Annotated in this window: 21 protein-coding genes and 1 riboswitch; of the genes, 18 read left to right on the top strand and 3 right to left on the bottom strand. The window is 51.6% G+C overall.

Translation table 11 applies throughout. The features are described from left to right. Nucleotides 1-583: 583 nt before the first annotated feature. The gene (gene gloA2, locus ACFSUF_RS03630) at nt 584-970 is read left to right on the top strand and encodes an SMU1112c/YaeR family gloxylase I-like metalloprotein (protein ID WP_377600181.1); all 387 of its coding nucleotides are present in this window, start codon (nt 584-586) and stop codon (nt 968-970) included. Nucleotides 971-979: 9 nt separating this feature from the next. On the opposite strand, the gene ACFSUF_RS03625 is transcribed toward gloA2, so the two are convergent. Continuing rightward, nucleotides 980-1,870, bottom strand: a complete 891-nt coding sequence (locus tag ACFSUF_RS03625; RefSeq protein ID WP_377600179.1) for a TIGR01777 family oxidoreductase — start codon at nt 1,868-1,870, stop codon at nt 980-982. A 266-nt stretch (nt 1,871-2,136) separates the two neighbouring features. Further along, a riboswitch (purine riboswitch) is annotated at nt 2,137-2,238 on the top strand. A 104-nt stretch (nt 2,239-2,342) separates the two neighbouring features. On the opposite strand from ACFSUF_RS03625, the gene purE reads away from it, so the two are divergent. The 12 genes from purE to purD all read left to right on the top strand — a co-directional run bounded on the left by purE (nt 2,343) and on the right by purD (nt 16,318). Then, nucleotides 2,343-2,843 (top strand): 5-(carboxyamino)imidazole ribonucleotide mutase, encoded by a 501-nt coding sequence (gene purE / locus ACFSUF_RS03620; RefSeq protein ID WP_377600177.1) that lies wholly within the window; start codon nt 2,343-2,345, stop codon nt 2,841-2,843. Then, on the top strand, nt 2,840-4,060 hold the full coding sequence (gene purK, locus ACFSUF_RS03615) for a 5-(carboxyamino)imidazole ribonucleotide synthase (RefSeq protein ID WP_377600176.1): 1,221 nt from the start codon (nt 2,840-2,842) through the stop codon (nt 4,058-4,060). Before purE ends, purK begins: the two co-directional genes overlap by 4 nt. A 3-nt stretch (nt 4,061-4,063) precedes the next feature. Then, nucleotides 4,064-5,359, top strand: coding sequence for an adenylosuccinate lyase (gene purB / locus ACFSUF_RS03610; protein WP_377600174.1), 1,296 nt, complete (start codon nt 4,064-4,066; stop codon nt 5,357-5,359). A gap of 58 nt (nt 5,360-5,417) precedes the next feature. Further along, nucleotides 5,418-6,305 carry a phosphoribosylaminoimidazolesuccinocarboxamide synthase gene (locus tag ACFSUF_RS03605; RefSeq protein ID WP_377600173.1) on the top strand — a complete coding sequence of 296 codons (888 nt, stop codon included), beginning with the start codon at nt 5,418-5,420 and terminating at the stop codon, nt 6,303-6,305. 74 nt (nt 6,306-6,379) lie between these two features. After that, nucleotides 6,380-6,628: a phosphoribosylformylglycinamidine synthase subunit PurS gene (gene purS / locus ACFSUF_RS03600; RefSeq protein ID WP_377600171.1), complete on the top strand. Its 249-nt coding sequence runs from the start codon at nt 6,380-6,382 to the stop codon at nt 6,626-6,628. A gap of 67 nt (nt 6,629-6,695) precedes the next feature. Further along, the gene (gene purQ / locus ACFSUF_RS03595; protein ID WP_377600169.1) at nt 6,696-7,388 is read left to right on the top strand and encodes a phosphoribosylformylglycinamidine synthase subunit PurQ; all 693 of its coding nucleotides are present in this window, start codon (nt 6,696-6,698) and stop codon (nt 7,386-7,388) included. Next, complete coding sequence (gene purL / locus ACFSUF_RS03590; protein ID WP_377600166.1) at nt 7,366-9,612, top strand: phosphoribosylformylglycinamidine synthase subunit PurL; 2,247 nt, start codon at nt 7,366-7,368, stop codon at nt 9,610-9,612. The genes purQ and purL overlap by 23 nt, the downstream gene beginning before the upstream one ends. Further along, entirely contained in the window at nt 9,597-11,087 is a 1,491-nt protein-coding gene (gene purF / locus ACFSUF_RS03585) for an amidophosphoribosyltransferase (RefSeq protein WP_377600165.1), read from the top strand. Before purL ends, purF begins: the two co-directional genes overlap by 16 nt. 234 nt (nt 11,088-11,321) lie before the next feature. Continuing rightward, nucleotides 11,322-12,365, top strand: a complete 1,044-nt coding sequence (purM, locus tag ACFSUF_RS03580; protein ID WP_377600163.1) for a phosphoribosylformylglycinamidine cyclo-ligase — start codon at nt 11,322-11,324, stop codon at nt 12,363-12,365. Next, nucleotides 12,365-13,000, top strand: a complete 636-nt coding sequence (gene purN, locus ACFSUF_RS03575) for a phosphoribosylglycinamide formyltransferase (protein ID WP_377600252.1) — start codon at nt 12,365-12,367, stop codon at nt 12,998-13,000. The genes purM and purN overlap by 1 nt, the downstream gene beginning before the upstream one ends. A 427-nt stretch (nt 13,001-13,427) precedes the next feature. After that, on the top strand, nt 13,428-14,978 hold the full coding sequence (purH, locus tag ACFSUF_RS03570; protein ID WP_377600161.1) for a bifunctional phosphoribosylaminoimidazolecarboxamide formyltransferase/IMP cyclohydrolase: 1,551 nt from the start codon (nt 13,428-13,430) through the stop codon (nt 14,976-14,978). Nucleotides 14,979-15,046: 68 nt separating this feature from the next. Beyond that, nucleotides 15,047-16,318, top strand: a complete 1,272-nt coding sequence (gene purD / locus ACFSUF_RS03565) for a phosphoribosylamine--glycine ligase (RefSeq protein ID WP_377600159.1) — start codon at nt 15,047-15,049, stop codon at nt 16,316-16,318. Nucleotides 16,319-16,372: 54 nt separating this feature from the next. On the opposite strand, the gene ACFSUF_RS03560 is transcribed toward purD, so the two are convergent. Next, complete coding sequence (locus ACFSUF_RS03560) at nt 16,373-16,495, bottom strand: hypothetical protein (protein ID WP_377600157.1); 123 nt, start codon at nt 16,493-16,495, stop codon at nt 16,373-16,375. A gap of 149 nt (nt 16,496-16,644) precedes the next feature. Between ACFSUF_RS03560 and ACFSUF_RS03555 the strand changes: the two genes are divergently transcribed. From ACFSUF_RS03555 to ACFSUF_RS03540, 4 genes are all read left to right on the top strand, one after another. Next, entirely contained in the window at nt 16,645-17,319 is a 675-nt protein-coding gene (locus ACFSUF_RS03555) for a Bax inhibitor-1/YccA family protein (RefSeq protein ID WP_377600155.1), read from the top strand. 102 nt (nt 17,320-17,421) lie between these two features. Beyond that, on the top strand, nt 17,422-18,852 hold the full coding sequence (locus ACFSUF_RS03550) for a patatin-like phospholipase family protein (RefSeq protein ID WP_377600154.1): 1,431 nt from the start codon (nt 17,422-17,424) through the stop codon (nt 18,850-18,852). Between the two features lie 79 nt (nt 18,853-18,931). Then, entirely contained in the window at nt 18,932-20,593 is a 1,662-nt protein-coding gene (locus tag ACFSUF_RS03545; protein WP_377600152.1) for a hypothetical protein, read from the top strand. 320 nt (nt 20,594-20,913) lie between these two features. Continuing rightward, nucleotides 20,914-22,392 carry an Lsa family ABC-F type ribosomal protection protein gene (locus ACFSUF_RS03540; protein ID WP_377600150.1) on the top strand — a complete coding sequence of 493 codons (1,479 nt, stop codon included), beginning with the start codon at nt 20,914-20,916 and terminating at the stop codon, nt 22,390-22,392. A gap of 409 nt (nt 22,393-22,801) precedes the next feature. On the opposite strand, the gene ACFSUF_RS03535 is transcribed toward ACFSUF_RS03540, so the two are convergent. Next, nucleotides 22,802-23,971: a S8 family peptidase gene (locus ACFSUF_RS03535; protein WP_377600149.1), complete on the bottom strand. Its 1,170-nt coding sequence runs from the start codon at nt 23,969-23,971 to the stop codon at nt 22,802-22,804. Between the two features lie 369 nt (nt 23,972-24,340). Here ACFSUF_RS03535 and ACFSUF_RS03530 point away from each other — a divergent pair, with 369 nt between their 5' ends. Continuing rightward, nucleotides 24,341-25,843 (top strand): malate:quinone oxidoreductase, encoded by a 1,503-nt coding sequence (locus ACFSUF_RS03530; RefSeq protein ID WP_377600146.1) that lies wholly within the window; start codon nt 24,341-24,343, stop codon nt 25,841-25,843. Nucleotides 25,844-25,921: the final 78 nt, after the last annotated feature.

Genomic DNA, 25,921 nt, shown 5'->3' with positions numbered 1-25,921 from the left:
TGGACCGCAGGGTCCTGGGAGAGTAGGACGTTGCCAAGCACAGCGAAGAGACCTTAGATTCTAGGGTCTCTTTTTTGTTATGCATAGGGATAAGATAAGGTTCGTGAAAGAGAGCAAAGTGTGATTAGCGCTAGTTATTGATATGTCATATCACAAAGCATGTAAGGAGTAACAATTAGTGATACCACATATTATTAAGTGGCCTGAATCGGTGGAAAGGTACCAACGTGAGGTGGATTTGGGAGGGTTAGTGATACGATGTATCACTAATCATGTCAACAAAAGCGGTTAGTGATATCAAATATCATTAAGTGACCTAAATTGGCGAGAATGCAACCAAAGTTCGTTAGGGGATGATTCGCTTAGCAGGGAAATAGTCACCTAAGGGCACAGTGAAGTCGAGGCTGTTCACGGTAGAACATTTTTATGGGCACGGAAGACACACTTAGTACGAAATGAACTGGTTACACGTTACGCATATCATCTATAATAGTTGCTGATTGTGTTCAAATGTGGAATGTTGAATACAAAGCTGAGATAGTTTGGATACATAGTATATCTTCTGAAAGGAGAGGACATCCGAGTGAAATTAAATAAAATTCATCATGTGGCGATTATTTGTTCGGATTATGAGGTGTCGAAGGCGTTTTATACAAAGGTTCTGGGGATGGAGGTTATTGAAGAGACCTATAGAGCGGATAGGAATTCCTATAAGTTGGATTTGGCCGTGGGGGGACAATATCAGATTGAGCTGTTTTCGTTTGATGGGGCGCCTGAGCGCGTGAATAATCCCGAAGCGAGAGGGCTTAGGCATCTTGCTTTTGAGGTGGAGGATGTAGCGCTGGCGGCGGAGGAGTTGAAGGAAAAGGGAGTCGAAGTGGAACCCGTCCGGATCGATCCGGTCACAGGGAAGAAGTATACGTTCTTTAAAGACCCGGACGGGCTGCCTTTAGAATTGTATGAGGCGTAAAAGCAAAACTTAACCAAGCAGATTCGTCAGTGCGGCCTTCAGTTTAGGATACTTGAAGTGAAAACCGCTTTGCTGTGCTTTGGCCGGGAGTACGCGCTGTCCTTCGAGAACGAGCATGGACATTTCTCCAAGCATCAGCTTTAAAGCGAAGGAAGGGACGGGAAGCCAATGCGGCTTACGCAAGATTTGGGCAACGGTGCGTCCAAATTCATCATTTGTAACAGGGGAAGGAGCTGTGGCATTAACAGGTCCCCGAAGATTATCATGGGTGATACAATAATCTAAGAGTGCAACCAGGTCGTCGATATGAATCCAGGAGTACCACTGCTTGCCGGATCCGATGCGACCGCCGGCGGCAAGGCGGTAAGGGAGCACTATTTTGCCTAGAGCACCGCCGTCTTTGCCTAGAACGAGTCCAAGCCGAAGCTTCACAAGCCGTTCACATGGAATCTGATCCGCAGCCTGCTCCCACTGTTGAACCACATCTGCAAGAAAATCAGTTACTCTTGTCGGACTGCTTTCTATATAAGTATCGCTCACCGATGTGCCGTAGGTAGCGATGGCAGAAGCGTTGATAACGACTTTAGGTACCTGTTCAAGCTCGGATAGTAAAGCGGCTAGCTGCGAGGTGGACTTTAGCCTAGATTGGAGGATTCGCTCTTTGCCTTGTTTGGACCAGCGCTGATTGATAGTTGCTCCTGCAAGGTTGATGACGGCATCAGTCCGTTCCATTAGGGGTTTCTGCTTACTTATTTTGTCCCATTCTACATATGTAATTCCTTTTTTCGCGTTATCCGGTGCCTTTCTGGTTATGATGATCACTTCATCTCCCCGGTTTACAAAAAACTCCGATACATGCCTGCCTATAAATCCCGTTCCGCCTGTCAGGACAATCTTCATCTTACATCACACCTCCGAAGGCCTTTCTGCATGACTTTATTGTAACATACCGGCTACCAATTTCCTTCATGTGGAAAATCGACAAGCACAGACGTTTAACGGTTAGAATTTTTCCGAACTATAATATTTCAAATGGTTGCCATTGTTCGCCTTTTGGTTGACATTATGACGGCAGGACTGGTAAACTAAACATGCTCGTTTTATTTTACCTGTTGAGGTATAATGGGAATGCAGAAGATCAGTATGATCGTTAAACACGAAATTTGTCACAAACAATCGAATAGACTCGTATATATTCGGGAATATGGCCCGGACGTTTCTACCCAAAGACCTTAAATTTTTGGACTACGAGATATGAAAAGATGCAGGAGATCCGCCTGTCATTTTTTTGTCTCTGGTCCAGTTAGCTTTTTATAGCGCTGGATTTTTTGTTTTATATAAGAGCATTTTAAGAGAGTGAGGATGGTTGCAAATGTCTGCACGAGTGGGAGTCATTATGGGAAGCCAGTCGGACTGGGAAACGATGAAGCATGCTTGCGAGATGCTGGAGGAGCTGGAGATTCCGTACGAGAAGAAGGTAGTCTCGGCGCATCGTACGCCGGACCTGATGTTCCAGTACGCGGAGACGGCTGTCGAGCGCGGACTTAAGGTCATTATCGCGGGCGCGGGCGGCGCAGCGCATCTGCCGGGCATGGTGGCGGCGAAGACGGAGCTGCCGGTCATCGGGGTACCCGTGAAATCGGCGAGTCTGAACGGGCTCGACTCGCTGCTCTCGATCGTGCAGATGCCGGGCGGAATCCCGGTAGCGACTGTGGCTATAGGCAAGGCGGGAGCTACGAACGCCGGCCTGCTGGCTGCGCAGATCCTTGGAGCTTTCGACAAGGATCTGCAGGAGCGCGTACGCGAACGCCGTGAGCGCACGCGGGATGCGGTGCTGGCGACAAGCGACCAATTGGGAGCGGATGGCGAATGAGCGGCGGAGCAGAGAAGCTGACGACGCAGGCACAAGCCAACAGGGGCGAAGCCGCTGCAGGTGATGCGAAAGGAAGGGTCATCCTTCCGGGCAGCACCATCGGTGTACTGGGCGGGGGCCAGCTGGGACGCATGCTGGCTTTAGCCGGAAGCGCGATGGGGTACCGCTTCATCGCGATGGACCCGACGCCGGATGCCCCGGCAGGGCAGGTGGCGGAGCAGATCGTCGCGGGCTACGGCGACGCAGAGGCGGCGAGGCAGCTCGCACGCCGGTCCGACGTCATCACGTACGAGTTCGAGAACGTGGACGCCGACGTGGCGGGGATGCTGACAGCCGAATCGTATGTTCCCCAGGGCAGCTCGCTTTTATACACGACGCAGCATCGGCTGCGGGAGAAAAGAGCAATTGAAGCTGCTGGGGTAAAGGTTGCACCGTACGCTGAAATCCGCAGTGTGGATGAACTCCACGAAGCAGTTGCCAAGTTCGGAACACCATGTGTGCTGAAAACGGCCATGGGCGGCTATGACGGCAAAGGGCAATGGGTCATCCGCAGCACAGAAGAGATTGCGAAAGCATTCGAAACGTTGAGCAAAGCTAAGACGGAGCTGGTGCTGGAGCAATTCATCGACTTTACGATGGAACTGTCCGTCATTGCGTCACGCAGCCCGCGGGGCGAAGTGAAGACGTTCCCGCCTGCGGAGAATGTCCATCTGGACAATATCCTGCACCTGTCCATCGTACCTGCCAGAGTACCTGCAGACATTGCAGCGAAAGCGGAAGAACTGGCCGTGCGCATTGCTTCCTCCATGGAAGCGGTCGGACTGCTGGCAGTAGAGATGTTCCTGACCCGAGACGGCGAGCTTTACGTCAACGAACTGGCGCCAAGGCCGCATAATTCAGGACATTATACGATGGAGGCCTGCACTACCTCGCAATTTGAGCAGCATGTACGTGCGGTATGCAATCTCCCTCTGGGATCGGCGGAACTGCTGACGCCGGTGGTCATGGTGAACGTGCTTGGAGAGCATGTGGCACCGTTATTGGATTACCTGGCTCAGAACGATACAATAGATACGGAACAGGTATCGGCCAAAATTCATCTGTACGGCAAAGCGGAAGCCAAAGAGAAACGCAAAATGGGCCATGTGAACGTACTGGCGAAAAGCACGGAAGATGCGCTGCATTGGATAGATCAAACGAATATTTGGAGGGCTTAACCCATGTTGGAAAGATACAGCCGGCCGGAAATGACGGCCATTTGGACGGAAGAGAACAAATTCAATGCTTGGCTTGAAGTTGAGCTTTGCGCTTGCGAAGCATGGTCGGAGCTGGGTGTTATCCCTAAGGAAGATGTAGAGGCTCTGCGCAGAAATGCCGGATTTAACATCGACCGCATTTATGAGATCGAACAGGAAACCCGCCATGACGTCATCGCTTTCACCCGTGCCGTATCCGAGACGCTGGGACCTGAGCGCAAATGGGTTCATTATGGACTGACTTCCACTGATGTAGTGGACACGGCTCTTGGTTACCTTTTGAAACAAGCAAACGGCATTTTGGAAAAGGACATTCTGAATTTCATCGAAATTCTTAAAAATAAAGCAATCGAACACAAAGATACAGCGATGATGGGACGTACGCACGGCGTGCACGCGGAACCTACAACATTCGGCCTCAAGCTGGCTCTATGGTACGAAGAAATGAAACGCAACCTGGAGCGCTTCCGCCATGCGGCGAACGGCGTCCAGTTCGGCAAAATGTCCGGCGCCGTAGGAACGTACGCCAACATTGAACCGGAAATCGAATCGATCGTCTGCCGCAAGCTGGGCACTACGCCAGCTCCAATCTCCACCCAAACGCTGCAGCGCGACCGTCATGCAGAATACATGGCAACACTCGCTCTAGTAGCGACATCACTAGACAAGTTTGCCACAGAAATCCGCGCACTCCAGAAGAGTGAGTTCCGCGAGGTGGAAGAAGCTTTTGCTAAAGGTCAAAAAGGCTCCTCCGCCATGCCGCACAAACGCAACCCGATCGGCTGCGAGAACATTTCCGGTCTTGCCCGCGTGATCCGCGGCCACATGATCTCCGCGTACGAGAACGTGACGCTGTGGCATGAGAGGGATATTTCACATTCCTCCGTGGAACGCGTCATTTTGCCGGATGCTACGATTCTGCTGAACTACATGCTGAACCGCCTGGGCAACATCATCAAGAACCTGACCGTGTTCCCTGAGAACATGAAGCGTAACATGCAGAGCACGTACGGCGTACCGTTCTCCGGACGCGTTATGACGAAGCTGATCGACAAAGGCCTGAGCCGCGAGCAAGCTTACGACACCGTACAACCGCAGGCGATGAAAGCTTGGGAAGAACAGCGTTCGTTCCGCGAGATCATCGAGCAAAATGAAACGATCCGCGAGCACTTGTCGCCGGATGAGATTGCAGATGCTTTTAACCCGGCTTGGCACTTGAAGCATGTGGATACCATTTTTAAACGGCTGGAACTGATCTAAACAGGCAACGGAGCGCGGGAGAGGCGAACCGGACTTTAACCTAAGGGGATATCTGAACATGAACGCAACTGCGATCGATACAGCACAACCGTACGTCAAAGCACCTTTGCTATACAAAGGGAAGGTACGCGAGCTTTATGACCTGGGAGAGCATTTTCTGATCGTCGTAACGGACCGCATTTCGGCTTTTGACTACGTGTTGAAGCCTGCTGTGCCGGATAAAGGCAATGTCCTGAATCTGTTGAGCAAATTTTGGTTCGAACAGACAGCTGACCTCATTCCTAATCACGTCGTTCATACGGATGTGGACAAGCTTGGGGACCAGGTGACTGCGGAAGGCAGAGAGATACTGAAGGACCGGATCATGGTAACCCGTAAAGCAGAGCGGATCGACATCGAGTGCGTGGTGCGCGGCTACATTACAGGCGGGGGCTGGAGACAGTACCAGGAAACCGGCGAGATCAACGGCATTCCGCTTGCAGCCGGCATGAGAAAGAACCAGCGGTTCGAGCGTCCGATTTTCACACCTGCGGCCAAAAATGATGTGGGGCATGACGAGGATATTTCGGTGGACCGGATGAAAGAACTCGTTGGCGTGGCGCTGACCGAGCAGCTAGAAGAAAAGAGTTTGGCGCTGTACGAGTTTGCTAGAGATTATTGCGAGAAACGCGGTATCATTTTGGCGGACTGCAAGTTCGAATTCGGCCTCGTTGACGGGGAACTGATCCTGATCGACGAAATATTCACACCTGATGCTTCGCGCTTTTGGGCCAAAGAGAATTACGTTCTTGATATCGAGATCGACTCCATGGACAAAGAACCGGTACGCACGTATCTCGCAGGTTCCGGATGGGACAAGAACAGCGAGCCCGCGCCGCTTCCGGCTTTGGTGGTAGAGGAAACTTCCCGTCGCTATAAGGATATTTTGGCACGGTTAACGGTATAAACGATTTACTGGGTGAAGGAACTGGAAAGCAGCAAAAAGCGCTGTAGCGCATAACTATGGGGAGGTCTTCTACTATGTTAAAAGCAACGGTTTACGTAACAATCAAGCAAAATGTTCTGGACGTACAAGGCAGTGCAGTGCAGGGCGCGCTTCACTCGATGGGTTTTGACGAAGTAGGCAGCGTGCGTATTGGGAAATACCTGGAGCTTCAATTGAATACGGCAGACCGCTCCGAAGCGGAAGCTCGTGTAAAAGCAATGTGCGAGAAGCTGCTGGCTAACACGGTCATTGAAGATTACAAGTACGAACTGCAAGCGGTATAGTATCCAAAACTTACGGACGGCCACTTGAACGATGTTTCAGCCAAAATTTTGTTAGGAGGGCTATATCATGCATTTTGCAGTAATTGTGTTCCCAGGCTCGAACTGTGATATCGACTGCTACAAAGCGGTCAAGGAAACGCTGGGTGAGAACGTAGACTACGTATGGCATACAGAAACGGACCTTTCCAAGTATGACGCGATTATTATTCCGGGAGGATTCTCCTACGGCGATTACCTGCGCTGCGGGGCTATTGCGAGATTTGCTCCAGTCATGAATGAAGTGGTAAAAGCGGCTGAGGCCGGCAAACCGGTTCTGGGCATCTGCAACGGATTTCAAATTCTGCTCGAATCCGGCTTACTGCCAGGCGCAATGCGCCGCAACACCTCTCTGAAGTTCCTCTGCCATGCGGTCGACTTGAGAGTGGAGAACACTTCGACGCCATTTACTTCCCAATATGCTGCCGGCGACATCATCAACATTCCGATCGCACACGGCGAAGGCAACTACTATTGTGACGAAGAGACGCTTGCTAGTCTTCAGGCTAACGGCCAAATCGTGTTCCGTTATGCGGGCGTAAATCCGAACGGCTCCGTGGATGACATTGCGGGCATTTGCAACGAGCGCGGAAACGTCCTTGGCATGATGCCGCATCCGGAGCGTGCAATGAACCAACTGCTCGGATCCGAAGACGGTGTAAAATTATTTAAATCGATTCTGAACACATGGAGGGAACAACATGGCGCAGCAGTTAACAGCTAAGGAACCAACGGCGGAACAGATCGCCGATCAGCAGATTTACAAGCAAATGGGTGTAACTGACGATGAGTATGCAAAAATCTGCGGTTTCCTGGGACGCAAGCCGAATTATACCGAAATCGGTGTATTCAGCGTAATGTGGTCCGAGCACTGCTCCTATAAGAACTCCAAGCCGGTTCTGCGCAAATTCCCGGTAACAGGTCCGCGTGTCCTGATGGGACCGGGCGAAGGCGCGGGGATCGTCGATATCGGCGACAACCAGGCGGTTGTGTTTAAGATCGAAAGCCATAACCACCCATCGGCCATCGAGCCTTACCAAGGCGCGGCAACGGGTGTAGGCGGGATCATCCGGGATATTTTCTCGATGGGCGCGCGTCCTGTGGCGCTGCTGAACTCCCTGCGTTTCGGGAAGCCGGAAAGCGAGCGTGTGAAGTATCTGTTCGAACACGTAGTGTCCGGCATCGCTGGTTACGGAAACTGTATCGGGATTCCAACCGTCGGCGGCGAGATTACGTTTGATGAAAGCTATGAAGGAAATCCTCTAGTCAACGCGATGTGCGTAGGCTTGATCGATCATAAAGATATTCAGCGCGGCGTAGCTAAAGGCGTCGGCAACCCAGTGTTTTACGTGGGTCCGGCTACAGGCCGGGACGGCATCCATGGAGCCACGTTCGCTTCCGAAGAGCTTACGGCGGAATCCGAAGCGAAGCGTCCTGCGGTGCAAGTAGGCGATCCGTTCATGGAGAAGCTCGTTATGGAAGCGTGCCTGGAGCTGATCGCGTCCGGCATCGTACTGGGCATACAGGACATGGGCGCAGCAGGATTGACTTGTTCCTCCGCGGAGATGGCTTCCAAAGCGGGTAACGGCATGGAGCTGTACCTGGATGAAGTGCCTCAGCGCGAAACAGGCATGACTGCTTACGAAATGATGCTGTCCGAGTCCCAGGAGCGCATGCTGTTCGTTGTAGAGCCGAAGGATGAGGCGCAGGCTAGAGAAATTTTTGAACGTTGGGGCCTGATCTGTGCGAAAGTCGGTAAAGTAACGGATGACGGCAGATTGAAAATTTTCCACAAAGGTGAAGTGGCGGCTGACATGCCGGTGTACGCGCTGGTGGATGAATGCCCAGTCTATAACAAACCTTCAGCGGTGCCTGCTTATTATGAGGCGAATGCTTCTGTCGACACAAACCGCTATGAGGAAGTTACGGATCTGACAGGCGCGTTGAAGCGCGTACTGGCTTCTCCGACAGTGGCTTCGAAAGAGTGGGTTTACAACCAATACGATTACATGGTCCGTACTTCTACGGCGGTTCAGCCGGGTTCGGACGCTGCGGTCGTGCTGGTACCGGGAACGCGCAAGGCGCTTGCGATGACAACGGACTGCAACAGCAAGTTCGTGTACCTGGATCCTGAGGTAGGCGGAGCGATTGCTTTGGCCGAGGCTGCACGTAACGTGGTATGTTCCGGTGCGGAGCCGCTGGCGATTACGGATAACCTGAACTTCGGATCTCCGGAGAAGCCGGAAATCTTCTGGCAGCTGGAAAAAGCGGTTGACGGCATGGCCGAAGCTTGCCGCAAGCTGGATACGCCGGTTATCGGCGGAAATGTATCGCTGTACAACGAAAATGCTAAGGGTGCCATTTACCCGACGCCGGTTGTCGGTATGGTCGGCCTGATTCACGATACGGATCACATTACGACACAGGGCTTCAAGCGCGAAGGCGACATCATCGTGCTGTTGGGTGAAACTCGCGCAGAGCTTGGCGGTTCGGAATTCCAATATGCCGTTCACGGCGTAACGGAAGGCCGTCCTCCAGCGATCGATCTGGATGTGGAGAAGAAGCTGTTGGACGCGGTATTGTCGGCGATTCAAGGCGGTCTGGTCGCTTCGGCACATGACTTGTCCGAGGGCGGACTTGCTGCAGCCTTGGCTGAGTCTTGTATCAGCGGACGCTTGGGCGCGGCAGTTGAATTCGCTGCAGAAGGCCTGCGCAGCGATATCGCATTATTCAGCGAGAGCCAATCGCGTATTCTGCTGTCGGCTTCCACGGAGAAGGCGGAAGCGCTGCAGGCATTGTTGGCGGATGCCGGCGTTCCTTACCAGGTAATCGGTACAGTGGGCGGAACGGATTTGAACATTAGCGTTAACGGTACAGCTGCTGTTTCCTCTCCGGTAGAGCAGCTACAACAAGTCTGGAAGGACGCGATCCCATGTCTGATGAACTAAAGCAGACGGCGACGGACAAACATCCGGGCTGGACGGGGGCCTACTACAACGAGGGCTCCGGTCCGGACGGGATTTTCGATAAGTTAAAAGAAGAATGCGGCGTTTTCGGAGTGTACGGCCACTCCGAGGCGGCCGCTTTATCCTATTACGGGCTGCATGCGCTGCAGCACCGCGGAGAAGAGAGCGCCGGGATCTGCGCTTCGGACGGCGGCTCGGCCTTTAATTATCACCGCGGGATGGGCCTGGTGAAAGAGGTCTTCACGAACGACATTATGGAGACGCTGAAGGGCTCGATCACGATCGGCCATGTGCGGTATTCAACAGCGGGCGAAAGCAAGCTGGCGAATGCGCAGCCGCTGGTGTTCAAGTACCGCGGCGGAGACTTGGCAATCGCCACGAACGGGAACATTACCAACGCGCCGGAAATTCGGGCGGAGTTGGAGGCGCTGGGGTCGATATTCCAGACCACCAGCGATACGGAAGTCATAGCGCATCTGATTGCGCGCTCGGACGAGACCGATGTGGTTCAGGCGTTGAAAAACGCCCTGAACCGGCTGGTCGGCGGGTTCGTCTTCCTGATCATGACGAACGACCGCATGTTTGTAGCAGCCGATCCGCACGGGCTGCGTCCGTTGGTGATAGGCAAGCTGGGCGATGCCTATGTGTTCGCCAGCGAGACGTGCGCGTTCGAGACGGTCGGTGCGCAGTACGTCCGCGACATCGAGCCGGGCGAGCTGCTGGTGCTGGATGCGAACGGTCTCCGTGAGGACCGGTACATCGAGAAGAAACGCCGGGCGATCTGCTCGATGGAGTATATCTACTTCGCTCGTCCGGACAGCGACATTAACAGCGTGAACCTGCACTCCTCGCGTAAGCGGATGGGGCAGCAGCTGGCGCTGGAGTCGTTCGTTGATGCGGATATCGTGACGGGCGTGCCGGATTCGTCGATCTCCGCGGCCATCGGCTTTGCTGAGCAGACGGGCATCCCTTATGAGCTTGGGCTGATCAAGAACAAGTACACGGGACGCACGTTCATCCAGCCTTCCCAGGAACTTCGGGAAAAAGGCGTGAAGATGAAGCTGAGCGCAGTCCGCAAAGTCGTGGAAGGCAAGCGCGTCGTGATGATTGACGACTCGATCGTGCGGGGAACTACTTCGCTGCGTATCGTGAATCTGCTGCGCGAAGCGGGAGCTACGGAAGTGCATGTGCGCATTTCGTCACCTCCGTTTAAGAACCCTTGTTTCTACGGTATCGATACGCCGGACCGCAAAGAGCTGATCGCTTCAGCCAAAACGGTGGAAGAAATCCGGCAGGCGATTAATGCGGATTCGCTGTACTTTTTGACCCAGGAAGGCTTGATGGAAGCAGTAGGCGGAAATGAGGACGAGAAGAACCGGGGCATGTGTTTTGCCTGCTTCGATAACGATTACCCGACCGTGCTGCCTGAGGATGCGAAGCTGGGCTGCGGTTGTTAAGGTGATACCAGGTACGTGATCTCATTTATGTGACCGCCGGGAAGTTGGGGGATTTCGCCGGCGGAGCATAACTTGGGCAATTGTGCTTTATTGCATGAATTTGTCATTATAGTGATTATTGCGCGGGAAATTTTTGTCTTTTTGCTGGAAAATGATGATTTCTGTGAGAAACTCGGCAGGATGGACGAATGGCCGGCTACAGATTTTTCTAGAAAACCTAAGGGAGTGGAATTTGTGTCTGACGCATACAAACAAGCGGGAGTCGACATCGCCGCGGGCAATGAAGCCGTAGAACGCATGAAGAAGCATGTAAAGCGCACGATGCGTCCGGAAGTAATGACGGACCTGGGCGGTTTTGGCGGATTGTTTGGACTGAACAAGGATAAGTATGAAGAGCCGGTGCTCGTTTCCGGAACGGACGGAGTGGGAACGAAGCTGAAAATTGCTTTTGCCATGGATAAGCATGACACGATCGGGATCGACGCTGTCGCCATGTGTGTGAACGACATTGTCGTGCAAGGCGCGGAACCGCTGTTTTTCCTTGATTATCTGGCTTGCGATAAAGTTGTGCCAGAGAAAATCGAGGCCATCGTAAAGGGAATTTCCGACGGCTGCGTTCAGTCGGGCTGTGCTTTGATCGGCGGGGAAACCGCTGAAATGCCGGGTATGTATGCCGAGGGTGAATATGACATTGCCGGGTTTACCGTGGGTGTGGTAGACCGCAAAAAGATGATCGACGGCTCCACCATTGCAGCGGGAGATGCTGTCATTGGGCTGGCGTCGAGCGGCGTGCACAGCAATGGATTCTCGCTTGTTCGTAAATTGCTGCTGGAGCAGCACGGGTACTCGCTGCAAGACGAAGTAGAAGAGCTTGGCGGCGCTAAGCTGGGCCACGTGCTGCTGGAGCCGACTAAGTTATATGTGAAGTCCGTGTTGGAGTGGATTTCGAAGGTGGAAGTGAAGGGCCTTGCGCACATTACGGGGGGCGGCTTCATTGAGAACATCCCGCGGGTGCTTCCTGCCGGAGTGAATGTGGATATTGAATACGGCAGCTGGCCGATTCTTCCTATATTTGAGTTGATGCAGCGTAAGGGCGAAATCAGCAACCGCGATATGTTCCGCACGTTTAACATGGGCATCGGCATGGTGGCCGTAGTGCCGGCCGAGCAGGCGGAAGAGGCGCTTCGTATCGCGCGTGGATTGGGCGAGGATGCGTACCTGATCGGACGCGTCACGCCGGGCGACGGGATCGTCACCTTTACCGGAGCGGAAGTATGATGACGAAAGGAAAGCTGCGCCTTGCCGTGTTCGCCTCCGGCAGCGGCAGCAACTTTCAGGCGATCGCGGATGCGATTGCCGCTGAGAAGCTCGATGCGACCATCGAGCTTCTCGTCTGCGACAAGCCGAAGGCGCCTGTCGTGGAGCGCGCGCACCGCGCGGGGGTGGCCGTCTTCGCTTTTGAGGCGAAGACGTATCCCTCTCGCGAGGCGTACGAGCGCGAGATCCTGGACGCGCTTGCGGAGTCGCGCGTCGACGTGATCGTGCTGGCCGGCTATATGCGCATTCTCACGAGCACGCTCGTGGAACCGTATTACGGCCGCATGATCAACGTGCACCCATCGCTGTTACCGGCGTTTCCCGGCATTCGGGCGATGGAGCAAGCGCTGGACGCCGGCGTGAAGGTCACCGGCGTCACCGTCCACTTCGTGGACGGGGGGATGGACACCGGGCCGATTATTGCGCAGCGGCCGGTGCCCATCCTGGAGGGAGACACGGCGGCGTCGCTCGCCGGTCGGGTGCAGCTCGTCGAGCATGAGCTTTACCCTCAGGTGATCCAGTGGATCGCTGAGGGGCGGGTGCGGCTCGACGGCCGAAAGGTGTGCGTGCTTAGCGCACGCCCGGAGCTGCAGTAGCTTAGATGCTGCAGGCAGCTCGCCGTCTGCGGGAGCTGCCCGGGGGCTTCGATGGACAATGTAACGGCTTAGGGGAGAACACATCGGTCATTTCCGAGCACAACAGTAGTAAAAGTAACCAATTTAGCGCACTTAGTGATATCACATATCACTAACGCCGCCGCGGAGTAAAAGTTAGTAATACCACGTATCATTAACCAGCCGCAACCGAGCACAACAGTAGTCAAAGTAACCAATTCAGCGCACTTAGTGATAACACATATCACTAACACCGCCGCGGAGTAAAGTTAGTAATACCACATATCACTAACCAGCCGCATCAGGAGCACAACAATCGTCAAATTAACCAGTTCGCGTAGTTAGTGATCTCACATATCGCTAATGCGCCGAGGAGTATCTATAAATTTAAACTCAAGGAGATGTTGAAGTGGCCATTCGCAGAGCTTTGATCAGCGTGTCGGACAAGACCGGCATTGTGGAGTTTTCGGAACAGTTAGCCAAGTTGGGTGTGGAGCTTGTTTCCACGGGGGGGACGAAAAGCCTTCTGGAGCAGCATGGCGTGCCGGTGATCGGCATTTCTGAAGTTACAGGCTTCCCGGAAATTATGGACGGCCGCGTCAAAACGCTTCATCCCGCCGTTCACAGCGGACTTTTAGCCGTTCGCGACAATGAAGAGCATACAGCGCAAATGAAGGAACTGGGCCTGGACTACATTGACCTGGTGATCGTGAACCTGTACCCGTTTGCAGCTACGATTGCGAAACCGGACGTTTCCTACGAAGACGCTATCGAGAATATCGACATCGGCGGACCGACCATGCTTCGCTCAGCTGCCAAAAACCACGCATTCGTTACCGTAGTGGTGGACGCATCCGACTACAATACCGTTATCGAGGAGATCCGTGCAGGCGAAGACACAACACTGGAAACACGCAAACGCCTGGCAGCGAAAGTCTTCCGCCATACTGCGGCATACGATGCTCTCATCTCCGATTACCTGTCCAAGCAAACGGGCGAGCCGCTTCCAGAGCGTTACACCGTCACCTACGAAAAGGTACAGGACCTTCGCTATGGCGAAAACCCGCACCAGCAGGCGGCATTCTACCGTGAGCCTCTTGCGGCGCAAGGCAACATTACAACCGCAGAGCAGCTGCACGGCAAAGAGCTGTCCTACAACAATATCAACGATGCTAACGCAGCGCTGCAAATCCTTAAAGAATTCAACGAGCCTGCTGTAGTAGCAGTAAAGCATATGAACCCTTGCGGCGTAGGTATCGGCGAAACGATCCACGAAGCCTACCAAAAAGCCTACGCAGCGGATCCTACTTCGATCTTCGGCGGCATTGTTGCGGCCAACCGGGTAATCGGCCAGGAGACAGCGATGCTGCTAAACGAAATCTTTCTGGAAATCGTTATTGCGCCGGATTTCACACCGGAAGCGCTCCAGATTCTCACCCAGAAGAAGAACATTCGTCTCATGAAGCATGGCGAAAACTTCGCAGCCGCAGGCACAGCTTCCACAGCTCCTGTTATCACAACAGTAGAAGGCGGCATGCTGATTCAAGACCGTGATGTGAAGCAGTTAAGCGAAGCTGATTTGACGGTTGTTACCGACAGGAAGCCTACCGATGCTGAACTGAAGCAGCTGTTGTTCGGCTGGAAAGTAGTAAAACATGTGAAATCCAATGCCATCGTACTCGCTAAAGACGACATGACTATCGGCGTAGGCGCTGGGCAAATGAATCGCGTAGGGGCAGCCAAGATTGCCATCGAGCAAGCGGCAGAGAAGGCACAAGGCTCCATCCTGGCTTCCGATGCGTTCTTCCCGATGGGCGACACGCTGGAACTGGCGGCCAAAGCGGGAATTACAGCCGTCATTCAACCGGGCGGATCCATTAAAGACGAAGAGTCGATCAAAGTTGCAAACCAGTACGGCATCGCTATGGTATTTACGGGAGTGCGCCATTTCAAGCACTAAGCCTAAAACGCCCTAAACGAAGGCTGGTCAGGTTTCATTTATTTATTATGAATTCAAGGAGTGATCTCGTGCGAGTTCTAGTCATCGGCCGCGGAGGCCGGGAGCATACGTTGGTTTGGGCTCTGCAAAAGAGCGAGAAGGTCGGGCAGATTTACTGCGCACCGGGAAATGCGGGGATTGCCGAACTGGCGGAATGCGTGCCGATTCAGGAAAATCAGTTCGAGCAGCTGAGCCAGTTTGCGCTGGATTATGCGATTGACCTCGTGGTGGTAGGTCCCGACGATCCGTTATCGGAGGGAATTGTTGATCATTTTGAGGAGAGAAACATTCCGGTCTTCGGCCCTCGCGCGAATGCGGCTATCATTGAAGGCAGCAAAGTGTTCACCAAGAATCTGTTGAAAAAGTACAACATCCCGACGGCTGCCTACGAGACCTTTACAGAGTACGAACCGGCTGTATCGTACCTGAAAACGCAGCAGGCGCCTTATGTCATCAAGGCAGACGGGCTTGCAGCGGGGAAAGGCGTAATCGTTGCCCAAACCCTGGAGGAAGCGGAAAGTGCCCTGCAGGAAATTATGGTACACAAAGTGTTCGGCGAAGCCGGCAACCAAGTCGTCATTGAGGAATTCCTTACCGGCCAGGAAATGTCGATTCTCGCATTTGTCGACGGGAATACGGTTCGTCCGATGGTTCCCGCTCAAGATCACAAGCCGGTGTATGACGGCGATAAGGGGCCGAATACCGGCGGTATGGGAACGTACTCCCCGGTGCCTCATATCCCGCAGGCTGTGGTCGATGAAGCGATCCGCACGATTCTGATCCCGGCTGCAGAAGCCATGGTCAAGGAAGGCCGCCCGTTCAGAGGAGTTCTGTATGCCGGCCTCATGCTGACTCCGCAAGGACCGAAGACGATTGAATTTAACGCGCGTTTCGGCGATCCGGAGACCCAAGTGGTTCTGTCGAGGCTGGAAACCGATCTTCTGGATATTTTTCTGGCGACAGTCAACGGGCAGCTCGGGCAAATCGATATTCAGTGGAGTGAAGAGGCGGCGGTATGCGTCATTCTTGCTTCTGAAGGATACCCGGGTCCTTATCCGAAAGGGGTACCGATCACAGGTCTCGACGAAGTCCAGGATAGCGTAGTATTTCATGCGGGTACGGCGAAGAAGGACGGACAATATGTAACGAACGGCGGAAGGGTGCTAGGGGTCGTGGGCCGCGGACAAGATATTGCAGCAGCCCGTACCAAGGCGTATGCCGATGCGGACCGCATCCGTTTCGAAGGGAAACATTATCGTACCGATATCGCTCACAAAGCTCTGGTTCCATACCAAGCGTAACATAGGAAATAGATGGGGACGGGAAACCGTCCTCTTTTTGCTGCGTATATAGTACTACTCCAGGAAAAAAAGCTGGATTCTATTGCGATAAATGAACAGAAGGGCGGCGATCACACCGGTAATGAGAGCGATGGGCAGCCAATGATCTTTCATAAAGTGAAGAACCGTGTAAACCATATAAGTGCCTCCTTAAGACCGATTGCTGAATAGACCGTATGGGGAAAACGGACTTTGTACAAAATGTATGACAATAGGCATGTTTCCCCCGGTTTCCATGATACAATAGTAGTAAAATAATTCAAGTATAGCAAAGGTGGTCGACAAAAATGAATTACGAATACGGAAGTAAGGTTACGGAAGCAGAGAACAGATATAACTCATCGTTTCATAAGCTGCTCCGGATGTTTACAATTTCGATTCTGGTGTCTTTTGTTGGGACATGGGTAGGAATCGAGTACGTTCCTCCTGCATTAGTGCTTCCGCTGGTGGTTGTTGAGCTGATTATGCTGGTGTCTGCTTTCTTCCTGCGCCGCAGCCGCAACCGCTCGATCGGATATGGATTTGTGTATGCGTTTTGTTTTATCAGCGGGATCACAATTTTCCCTTCCATTCAATATTACGCTAACGTCGGCGGTTCATCCCTGATTACCTCGGCTTTTTTGCTGACAGGCGGAATTTTTGCCGCATTGACGCTCTATGCTTATAATTCCAAGCGTGATTTCTCCTGGCTTGGCGGTATGTTGATGGTCGGGCTGCTTACTCTAATCGGATTCAGCATCATCGGATTGTTCACAGGAGGATTTGGCGGCGTACTTGGGCTGGCGATTGCCGGGTTAGGCGTACTGGTTTTCAGCGGGTTCATTCTATATGATATTTCGCAATATAAGCATGGGCTTGCAGAAGAGGACATTCCTCTTGCCGTGCTGAGTTTGTACCTCAATTTCATTAACCTGTTCCTGTATGTGCTCCGTCTTCTGGGTATATTGTCCAGCGATGATTAAGATATACGGAAACAAAGTCCGGCGGATCCGCCGGGGAGGCGCCTGTAAGGCGCCTTTTTTTGTAACCACATAAGAAAGTTTAAGTGAAGGAGAGTGACGAAATTGATAGGTTTGGCTTTATCCGGCGGAGGGTACCGGGCCTCTTTGTTCCACCTTGGTGTCATGGCCCGCTTAGCCGATGAAGGGGAATTGAAAAATGTACAGGCCCTGTCCACCGTTTCCGGCGGTTCCATTGTAGGGGCTTTCTACTATAAGCTGCTGTGCGAGGAGCTTCAAAAAGACAGGATCTTATCGGAAGAGGATTACCGGTGGCTGATGAAGCGGGTTATTTCAGAGTTTGTTGCCGTTGTCCAGGAAGATTTGCGGGATCGGATATTAATTACCGGAGGGATTTCCAGGCTGGTTCCCGAGGCAATCCTGAAACGGTTGGCAGGGGCTGTAAGTAAGGTTGTACCTGCCCTGAACCCGGCGGTGTTGTTCGATTCCAAGCTGGAGCAAGGGATGCGGGCACTGATGTTTCAGCATACCGTTCTGAGCGACCTTATGGTCCCTCCTGTCCACCCTGGCAATGTGAAGCCGGAACTGATTATGAACACATCGATCTTGGAAAATGGGCAGCCTTTGTTCCTCTCCACTAACACTTCCAGCGTATTATGGCGGTACAATGAAACGAATCACGGGCTCAGCGCGGAAGAGGCGAGACATCTACCCTTGTCGAAAGCGGCAGCGGCCTCAGCTTGTGTGCCTGGACTTTTTGACCCTATAGCTATCCCGTTTGGGGACCGTATGGTGCATGGCGTGGATGGAGGCGTACTGGACAATCTCGGCGGGCACGCAATACAGCTCATTAAGCAGGAGGGGATGTCTGTTCTGGTAAGTGATGCGTCCAAACCTCTTCGTTTGGAAAATTACTCGGATGTAGATTCGGTGGAATCCTTTTTGCGCATACAGGATCTGTTCATGAATGCCATACGGGACCTTAGAGTAGAGGGTGCGAATGAGACCTTGGTGGATATGCAGAAAGACATCGAAGGAATCAATTCCCAAGTCCGTACGCTGGCGATGAATATGCGAACTGACCTGAACTCCTTCACTGAGGTAGAGGCGTACTCGCTGATGTATATCGGGTACTGTGCTTGCGGTCAGGAAATGAGCAAATGGAAAGGGGCTTCCACCTTAGAAGCGAAGACAGAGCAGGTAGCCGGGGGAAACTGGCCCTTTATGTCCGTGCGATCTTTTGCAGAAGCTCCCGTTCCTGAGTATTTGGCTTTACTTGGCGAGAAATCAAAGAAGCGGCACCTCCTCTCGAACATGACTATATCCCGTTTTATCAGCCTAGGCTATCTTTTGTTGTATGCAGCAGTCTTTAGTTACATAGGGATTCATCACGGATTCTATGAAGCATTATGGTACGTGGGCCTTATTCCTGTAGTCATCATCTCAGTTGGAGGAGCGTTGTTTATTCGCCGGCGTGTTGCTTCAGGTAAGCGAAAAGGGACCGTTGCTTCTTTATTTAGCGAGTATCCGCAATAAACAAAATAAGGAACTTCTTACCGGGTATACTACTTTTAAATCATTTAGCTCCAACTCACAAACAAAGGAGGGTATCCGTTTGCAAAAATACGTTTTGTTTCTTCTTATCTTCATACTGACGTTGAGCGGCTGCTCAGGAAACTCAGAAAAAGACAAGCAGCTTTCAAAAGAGAAGCAGCCGGATACAGCCATAAAGGAAACTTCCAAAGAAACTAAAAAGCCAAAGGAAACGTTCGGGGAACCGCAGGTAATCGACTATAATCTTGGCGCCCGCGAGATCGTTCAGGCTTCCGGCTGGAAGGTTCCTTACACGGTGAAAGGTACGATGGGCGTACCGACGGGAAGCGGCAAGCGGCCGATCGTGATCCTGCTGCATGGCAATCACCCAATCAAGAAATACGATACCGACCGTTATGATCAAGGCTTTACTTACTTAGTGAAGGATCTGGCTCGGCAGGGGTATCTCGCTGTCAGCATGGACATTAATGCACAATATGTATGGGAGCATGGCGAGCCGATCGAGCATGAGCGTCTTTTATCAATTTTCGATACTCAATTCGCGTTACTTACGAAGGCCATAAAAGGCGAGGACGCCGGTTTCAAAATACCGTTACAAGGCCGGGGCGATCTGCAGCATATTTCGTTTATAGGACATTCCCGCGGTGCCCAAGGCACGCATGCGCTGGCGAACCGGTTAAAGGAGAAGGGCATCGGCACCGACGGCCTGCTGATGGCGGCCCCCATGGAATTGTTTGTCATGGGATCTTTGCCGGATGTGCCTTTAGGGATTCTCCTTCCACAATATGACGGCGATGTGACCGGGCTGTTGGGACATCGGATTTTTGACCGGGAAGCGCTCTTGCCAGAGCGAAAGAATCCGATCTCCGTTGCCTATATGTACGGGGCGAATCATAATTTTTTCAATAGCAAGATGCACGAGAAAGACGACGGGATCGGGCCCAGCAAGATCAATGACAATCTGCAAAAACGGCTGACCGTAGAAGAGCAGCAAACGTTTTTAAGCCGGTACGCCGTCGACTTTCTGAATGCGATTTATGATCCTGACGCCAAAAAGAATTTCTACGCCGTAAAAGGGTCGGCAGAAACGACAGGCCAAATGTATGGACACCCTGTCATGAGCTCCCTTTATATGCCTGGAACGCAATATATCCTGCATCCGATAAAGGAAGGAAAAGTGCCGTTAGAAGGGAAAGTTACATCCAGTGAAGGTGTGGAGTTCAAGCAAGTCACGGAAAGTTATATTCAGAAGAATGACGAAGCGGGTCCCTTCCTGCATCCGGGAGACCAGGAGAAGATGAACCTGTTGTCGGTCCGCTGGACTCAGCGCGGCGGGGAACTGACCATTGAAGTTCCGGAAAACCTCGCACCGAAGAACGAAGGCAATTTTACTGTCTACATGGCCGCTGATCCAAGCGATAAATTAAACGAGCCGGATACCCCTCCCGCGTTCTCGATCGTGTTACAGGATCAGAACGACCGCAGTGCGGTTTACAAGATGAATGCCGATACTCCCGCAGTCAGGCTGCAGCCGGGAAAGTTGATTAAAGACGACTATGCTGCCTACTGGTCCACTTATACACCGCTTAGTACGCTACGGATCCCTTTGGATGCTTTTGACCGGGAGAAGAAGTTCGGGGAGATCCGGCGTGTTACCCTCAAGTTCGATCAAACCGATTCGGGTGCATTGATGATAGGGAATTTGGGATTTACGAAGGAGTAAGGTCAGGAAAGTTTGATTTAACAAAAAGTATCTAGTGACTCTAATACAGGAAGCATTATAGAATGTAAAGAACATTTCATGACGGGAGTGGAACTGGATGTAGAATACCTTCTTGCACAGATATAAGCCAATAAAACAAGAGCAATGGTGATTTTGCCTGTTTATTTGGGTTATGCAAGAAAGGTACTGCATCTGCACACTCAAACTGCGAATTCGAATCTGACCCTCTATGGGTTTGATTCAGTGTATCCCTTTGAGCTGCGGGAAAGATGCCCTTTCTTGCGGCTTTTTATTTTTTACTTCAGAGGGAGGATTTCTTTATGTCATTAATTAATGTAACGAATGTAACGTTTGCCTATGAGGGCAGCTACGATAACATTTTTGAGAATGTGAGTTTTCAAATCGATACGGATTGGAAGTTAGGTTTCACGGGCAGGAACGGCAGGGGCAAAACGACGTTTCTCAACCTGCTGCTCGGAAAGTATGAATACAACGGACAGATTTCAGCCAGTGTGGAGTTCGATTATTTCCCGTTTCACGTTGAGCATATGGACTATCATACGATAGATGTCGTGGGTGAGATTTATCCGGACTATGTGCATTGGGAGCTGATGCGCGAACTGTCGCTGCTGAAGGTGGAGGAAGATGTGCTGTACCGGCCTTTTGGCTCCTTGTCCAACGGGGAACAGACGAAGGTGATGCTGGCGGCTCTGTTTCTGAAGGAGAACCGGTTTCTTCTGATCGATGAACCGACCAACCATCTGGACATGGAGGGACGGAAGTTAGTCAGTACTTATCTCCGGGGTAAAAGCGGGTTCATTCTGGTGTCGCATGACAGGGCGTTTCTCGACAACTGCGTGGATCATATTTTATCTATCAACAGAGCCAACATTGAAATTCAAAAAGGGAATTTCACCGATTGGCGGATCAACAAAGAGCAGCAGGATCAGTATGAGCTGGCCGAGAATGACAGATTAAAAAAAGACATGAAACGCCTGGCGGAGGCAGCGAAAAGAACGAGCAGCTGGTCGGATGCGGTGGAGAAAACGAAGAACGGCACACTCAACTCCGGCTCGAAAGTGGATAAAGGATATGTCGGACATAAAGCCGCCAAGATGATGAAACGCTCGAAATCTCTGGAGCAGCGGCAGCAGTCGGCGATGGAGGAAAAATCGAAGCTCCTGAAAAATGTGGAAAGCTCCGACAGTTTGAAAATATCTCAGCTTCCATATCATAAAAGCCTTTTGGCCGAGTTGGACGGTGTATCTATTTTTTATGGGGACAAAACGGTCTGCTCCGGCATAAGCTTTACGATCGAACAGGGGGACCGGATTGCGCTGTCGGGGAAGAACGGGTCTGGCAAGTCAAGTGTGATCAAGCTGATCTGCGGGGAGGACATGTCTTATACAGGGACGTTCCGGAGGGGAAGCCAGCTGCGTATTTCGTACGTGTCGCAGGACACCTCCCATCTGCAAGGGAATCTCACGGACTATGCGAGGGAGCACGGGATCGACGAGAGCCTGTTTAAAGCGATTTTGCGGAAGCTGGATTTTTCGCGGCTCCAATTTGAGAAAGACATGTCCTCTTTCAGCGGGGGCCAGAAGAAGAAGGTGCTGATCGCCAAGAGCCTATGCGAACCGGCGCACCTCCATATCTGGGACGAACCGCTGAACTTCATCGACGTTATCTCGCGTATGCAGATCGAGGAGCTGCTGCTGGAGCATGAGCCGACCATACTTTTTGTGGAGCATGACCGGGAGTTTTGGGCGAAGATGGCTACGAAGGTTGTGGAGTTGTGACAAGTAGGGGCACCATGAAGCTGGAAATGGCCTGGTTAGTGATACGATATATTACTAACGGCACAAATTCTGAAAGTTAGTGATATCACGTATTACTAACAGAGGTGAATTGGCGGACTGGGAGTAAATGGACCGGCAATTGGCCTGGTTAGTGATACGACATATCACTAGCGGCGCAAATCTGAAAGTTAGTAATATCACAAATGACTAACTGAGGTGATTTAGCAAGTTTGGAGGTAAATAGTCGGAAAATGGTATAGAACAAGAAGAGCTGCCCGAAACGGGCAGCTCTTCTTGTCCACATAAGAAAGAATAAGTTTTCGGAAACGAAAACGGGCTTTTTTATTGGAGAATAAACCTACTTTGAACGCGGTCGCTCCTTTTCGATAGACCTTGATAGAGGTTTATTTCATAACTGAGGATTCACAGGCGAAGACACAGCCCGCGCCGCATTCACACGGCCAAAGCGCCAATAGATGCCGGTGCCCGATATCGGATCCGAGGTATTACAGATAACGTTGCGTATCTGTAAGTTGGTCCAGCCTTGGGCTGCCAAAAGGGCGGCCAAGCCGGCAACATGAGGAGATGCCATGGAAGTGCCGTCTAAATAAGCATAATAGCCACCCGTATAGGTCGACAAAATGGCAGAGCCGGGTGCAGCTACTTCCACCCAACTGCCGTAATTGGAGAAGGGGGATTTGTTGTCGGTTTCATCCGTGGATGCAACAGCGATAACATTCGTATAATAGGCCGGAAAGTTGGGGGTCGAGACGCCGTCGTTTCCGGCTGCGGCGACCAGGACGGCACCTTTGTTCCAGGCATAATTAATAGCGTTCTGTAAGGTGAGGGCTCCGGATGTAGACCCTAGGCTAAGATTAATGACTTGAGCGCCTTGATCCGCTGCATAAATAATGCCGTTCGCCACGGTAGCCAGGGATCCGCTGCCGCTGTTATCCAATACGCGAACTGGCAGAATGGAGGCGTTCGGAGCAATGCCGGCGATTCCTCTAGCGTTATTCGTTGCAGCTGCTGCAATCCCTGCCACATGCGTACCGTGGCCGTTACCGTCCTCCGGTAAACCATCCCTGCTGACAAAGTCATAGCCAGGAAGCAGCTTGCCCGATAAATCCGGATGATTTAACTGGACTCCGGAGTCAATAACCGCTATCCGAATGTTGCTGCTGCTTGTCGTTACATCCCAAGCGGAAGGGGCACTAATCCGCTGGGGTCCATACTGATAAGCCTGGAAGTAAGTATCGTTGGGCGTAAGAAAAGCTTGAAACTTGTAATTAGGCTCCGCATAATCAACCTCGTCAAGCTTATTATATTTGCTCATCATCCACCGGGTGGAGCGTTTCGAGCTTAAGACATAGTATCCAAGAGCTTTTTGTTCCTCCATAACTTCACAGCGGTATTTCCTATGAATCGCATTCATTCTTTCTGGAGCGATGCCTTCCTTAAACTTGACGATAAGCTGATTTGATACGGCTGTTTTGGCAAGTTCGTTATCCTCCTGCGCCACAACGTACCATATGAGAACGGCGAGGATGACTGCAGTCAGAACTATCCCAATCCACATTTTTACTCCCCCTTATCTATCAAGATGAGATAGAATATGCCGATAGAGAGAAAGAGGATTAGAGTAATGTCTTCGAATATGGTTAAAAATGGATTAAAAAGGCGGATATACTTTATCCAAATGACTTAAATTTGTAACACTTCCTAGTTTTTTTGGTCGGACTTATCACTTTTATACCATCCTCAAATAGTTTATAATTATCAAGATAATGTAGTTAACTTTACCTCGTAGATGTAATATGATATATGGTTTTGATAGTTTCATCTTTTGTCAGATGGGTGTGTTCCTTGGCGGCGCCTTGGTTTTTGTAACACTTGAGTAGCAGCGCCTGCTCAATTTTCGCAAATATAGGGGATAAGGAAGATTATCATGAGCAAGATACGGAAAACAACGGACGTGATCCTGATTGGTGCCGGTGTCATGAGCGCTACTTTGGGATCGTTACTGAAAGAGTTAGCACCGGAGTGGAAAATCAAAGTTTTTGAGAAACTGGAAACCGCAGGGGAAGAAAGCTCTAATGAATGGAATAACGCGGGTACAGGGCATGCTGCACTGTGCGAGCTTAACTATACTTCCGAGAAAGCTGACGGTACTGTAGATATCAGCAAAGCTGTCAAAATTAACGAGCAGTTCCAACTTTCCAGACAGTTCTGGTCTTATCTTGTAAACAGCAATCTGATTCGTAACCCCCAGGATTTTATTATGCCGCTTCCTCACATGAGCATGGTGCAAGGGGAAGGCAACGTGGCGTTTTTAAAAAGACGTTTTGAAGCGCTGTCAAAGCATCCCTTATTTCAAGGCATGGAGTTCTCCGATCGCCCTGAGAAACTGAAGGAATGGATTCCTTTGATTATTGAGGGCCGCACTTCTAATGAACCTATCGCCGCAACCAAAATCGATTCCGGAACGGATGTTAATTTTGGCGCCTTAACACGCATGTTATTCGAGTACCTTCAAACCCGTAACGTCGAAGTCCACTACAAACACACGGTAAAAGATATGAAACGTACCAGCGACGGCCTATGGGAAGTGAAAGTGCATAATCTGGCAAGCGGGCAGTATGAGTATCATACGGCTAAATTTATTTTTGTCGGGGGCGGGGGCGGAAGTCTTCCTTTACTGCAAAAAACCGGTATTCCGGAGTCCAAGCACATTGGCGGATTCCCGGTCAGCGGACTGTTTATGGTATGCAACAACCCGGAAGTCATCGAGAAGCATCATGCCAAGGTGTACGGAAAAGCCAAGGTGGGCGCTCCTCCTATGTCGGTTCCGCATTTGGATACCAGGTATATCGACAACAAAAAGACACTGCTCTTCGGTCCCTTCGCCGGGTTCTCGCCAAAGTTCCTGAAGACGGGTTCCTATTTCGATCTAATCGGTTCTGTGAAACTCGACAATATATTGACGATGCTTGCAGCTGGTGTGAAAGAAATGGCGTTGACCAAATATTTGATCCAGCAGGTTCTATTGTCTAACGAGAAGCGGATGGAAGAGCTGCGCGAATTTATTCCGAATGCTAAGAGTGAAGATTGGGATATCGTGGTGGCCGGCCAACGCGTGCAAGTCATCAAGGATACGGTAGAAGGCGGCAAGGGCACGCTTCAATTCGGTACGGAAGTCGTTACTTCTGCAGACGGCTCCATAGCCGGACTGCTCGGCGCTTCACCGGGGGCTTCCACCGCCGTTCACGTCATGCTGGAGGTGCTGGAGAAATGCTTCCCGCAGCAAATGACGGAATGGGAACCGAAAATCAAAGAGATGGTGCCTTCGTATGGCGTGTCCCTGGTGGAACACCCGGAGCTATTCCGGGAGCTGCACAATGCAACAGCGCGGGTGCTCGGCTTGAATGGAAAAGAGCTCGTATATCATTAGTTGGAAACCAGGAAGGAGTAGTTTGCGCGATGGCGGCTGCTCCTCCTTTTGTAAGATGATTTTAAGTTTCATGCAGGT

The organism is Paenibacillus gansuensis (assembly GCF_042684925.1).
GTDB lineage: Bacteria > Bacillota > Bacilli > Paenibacillales > DY6 > Paenibacillus_N > Paenibacillus_N gansuensis.
The sequence above is the reverse complement of the archived record's forward strand: the minus strand, read 5'-3'. Positions and strand labels throughout refer to the sequence as shown.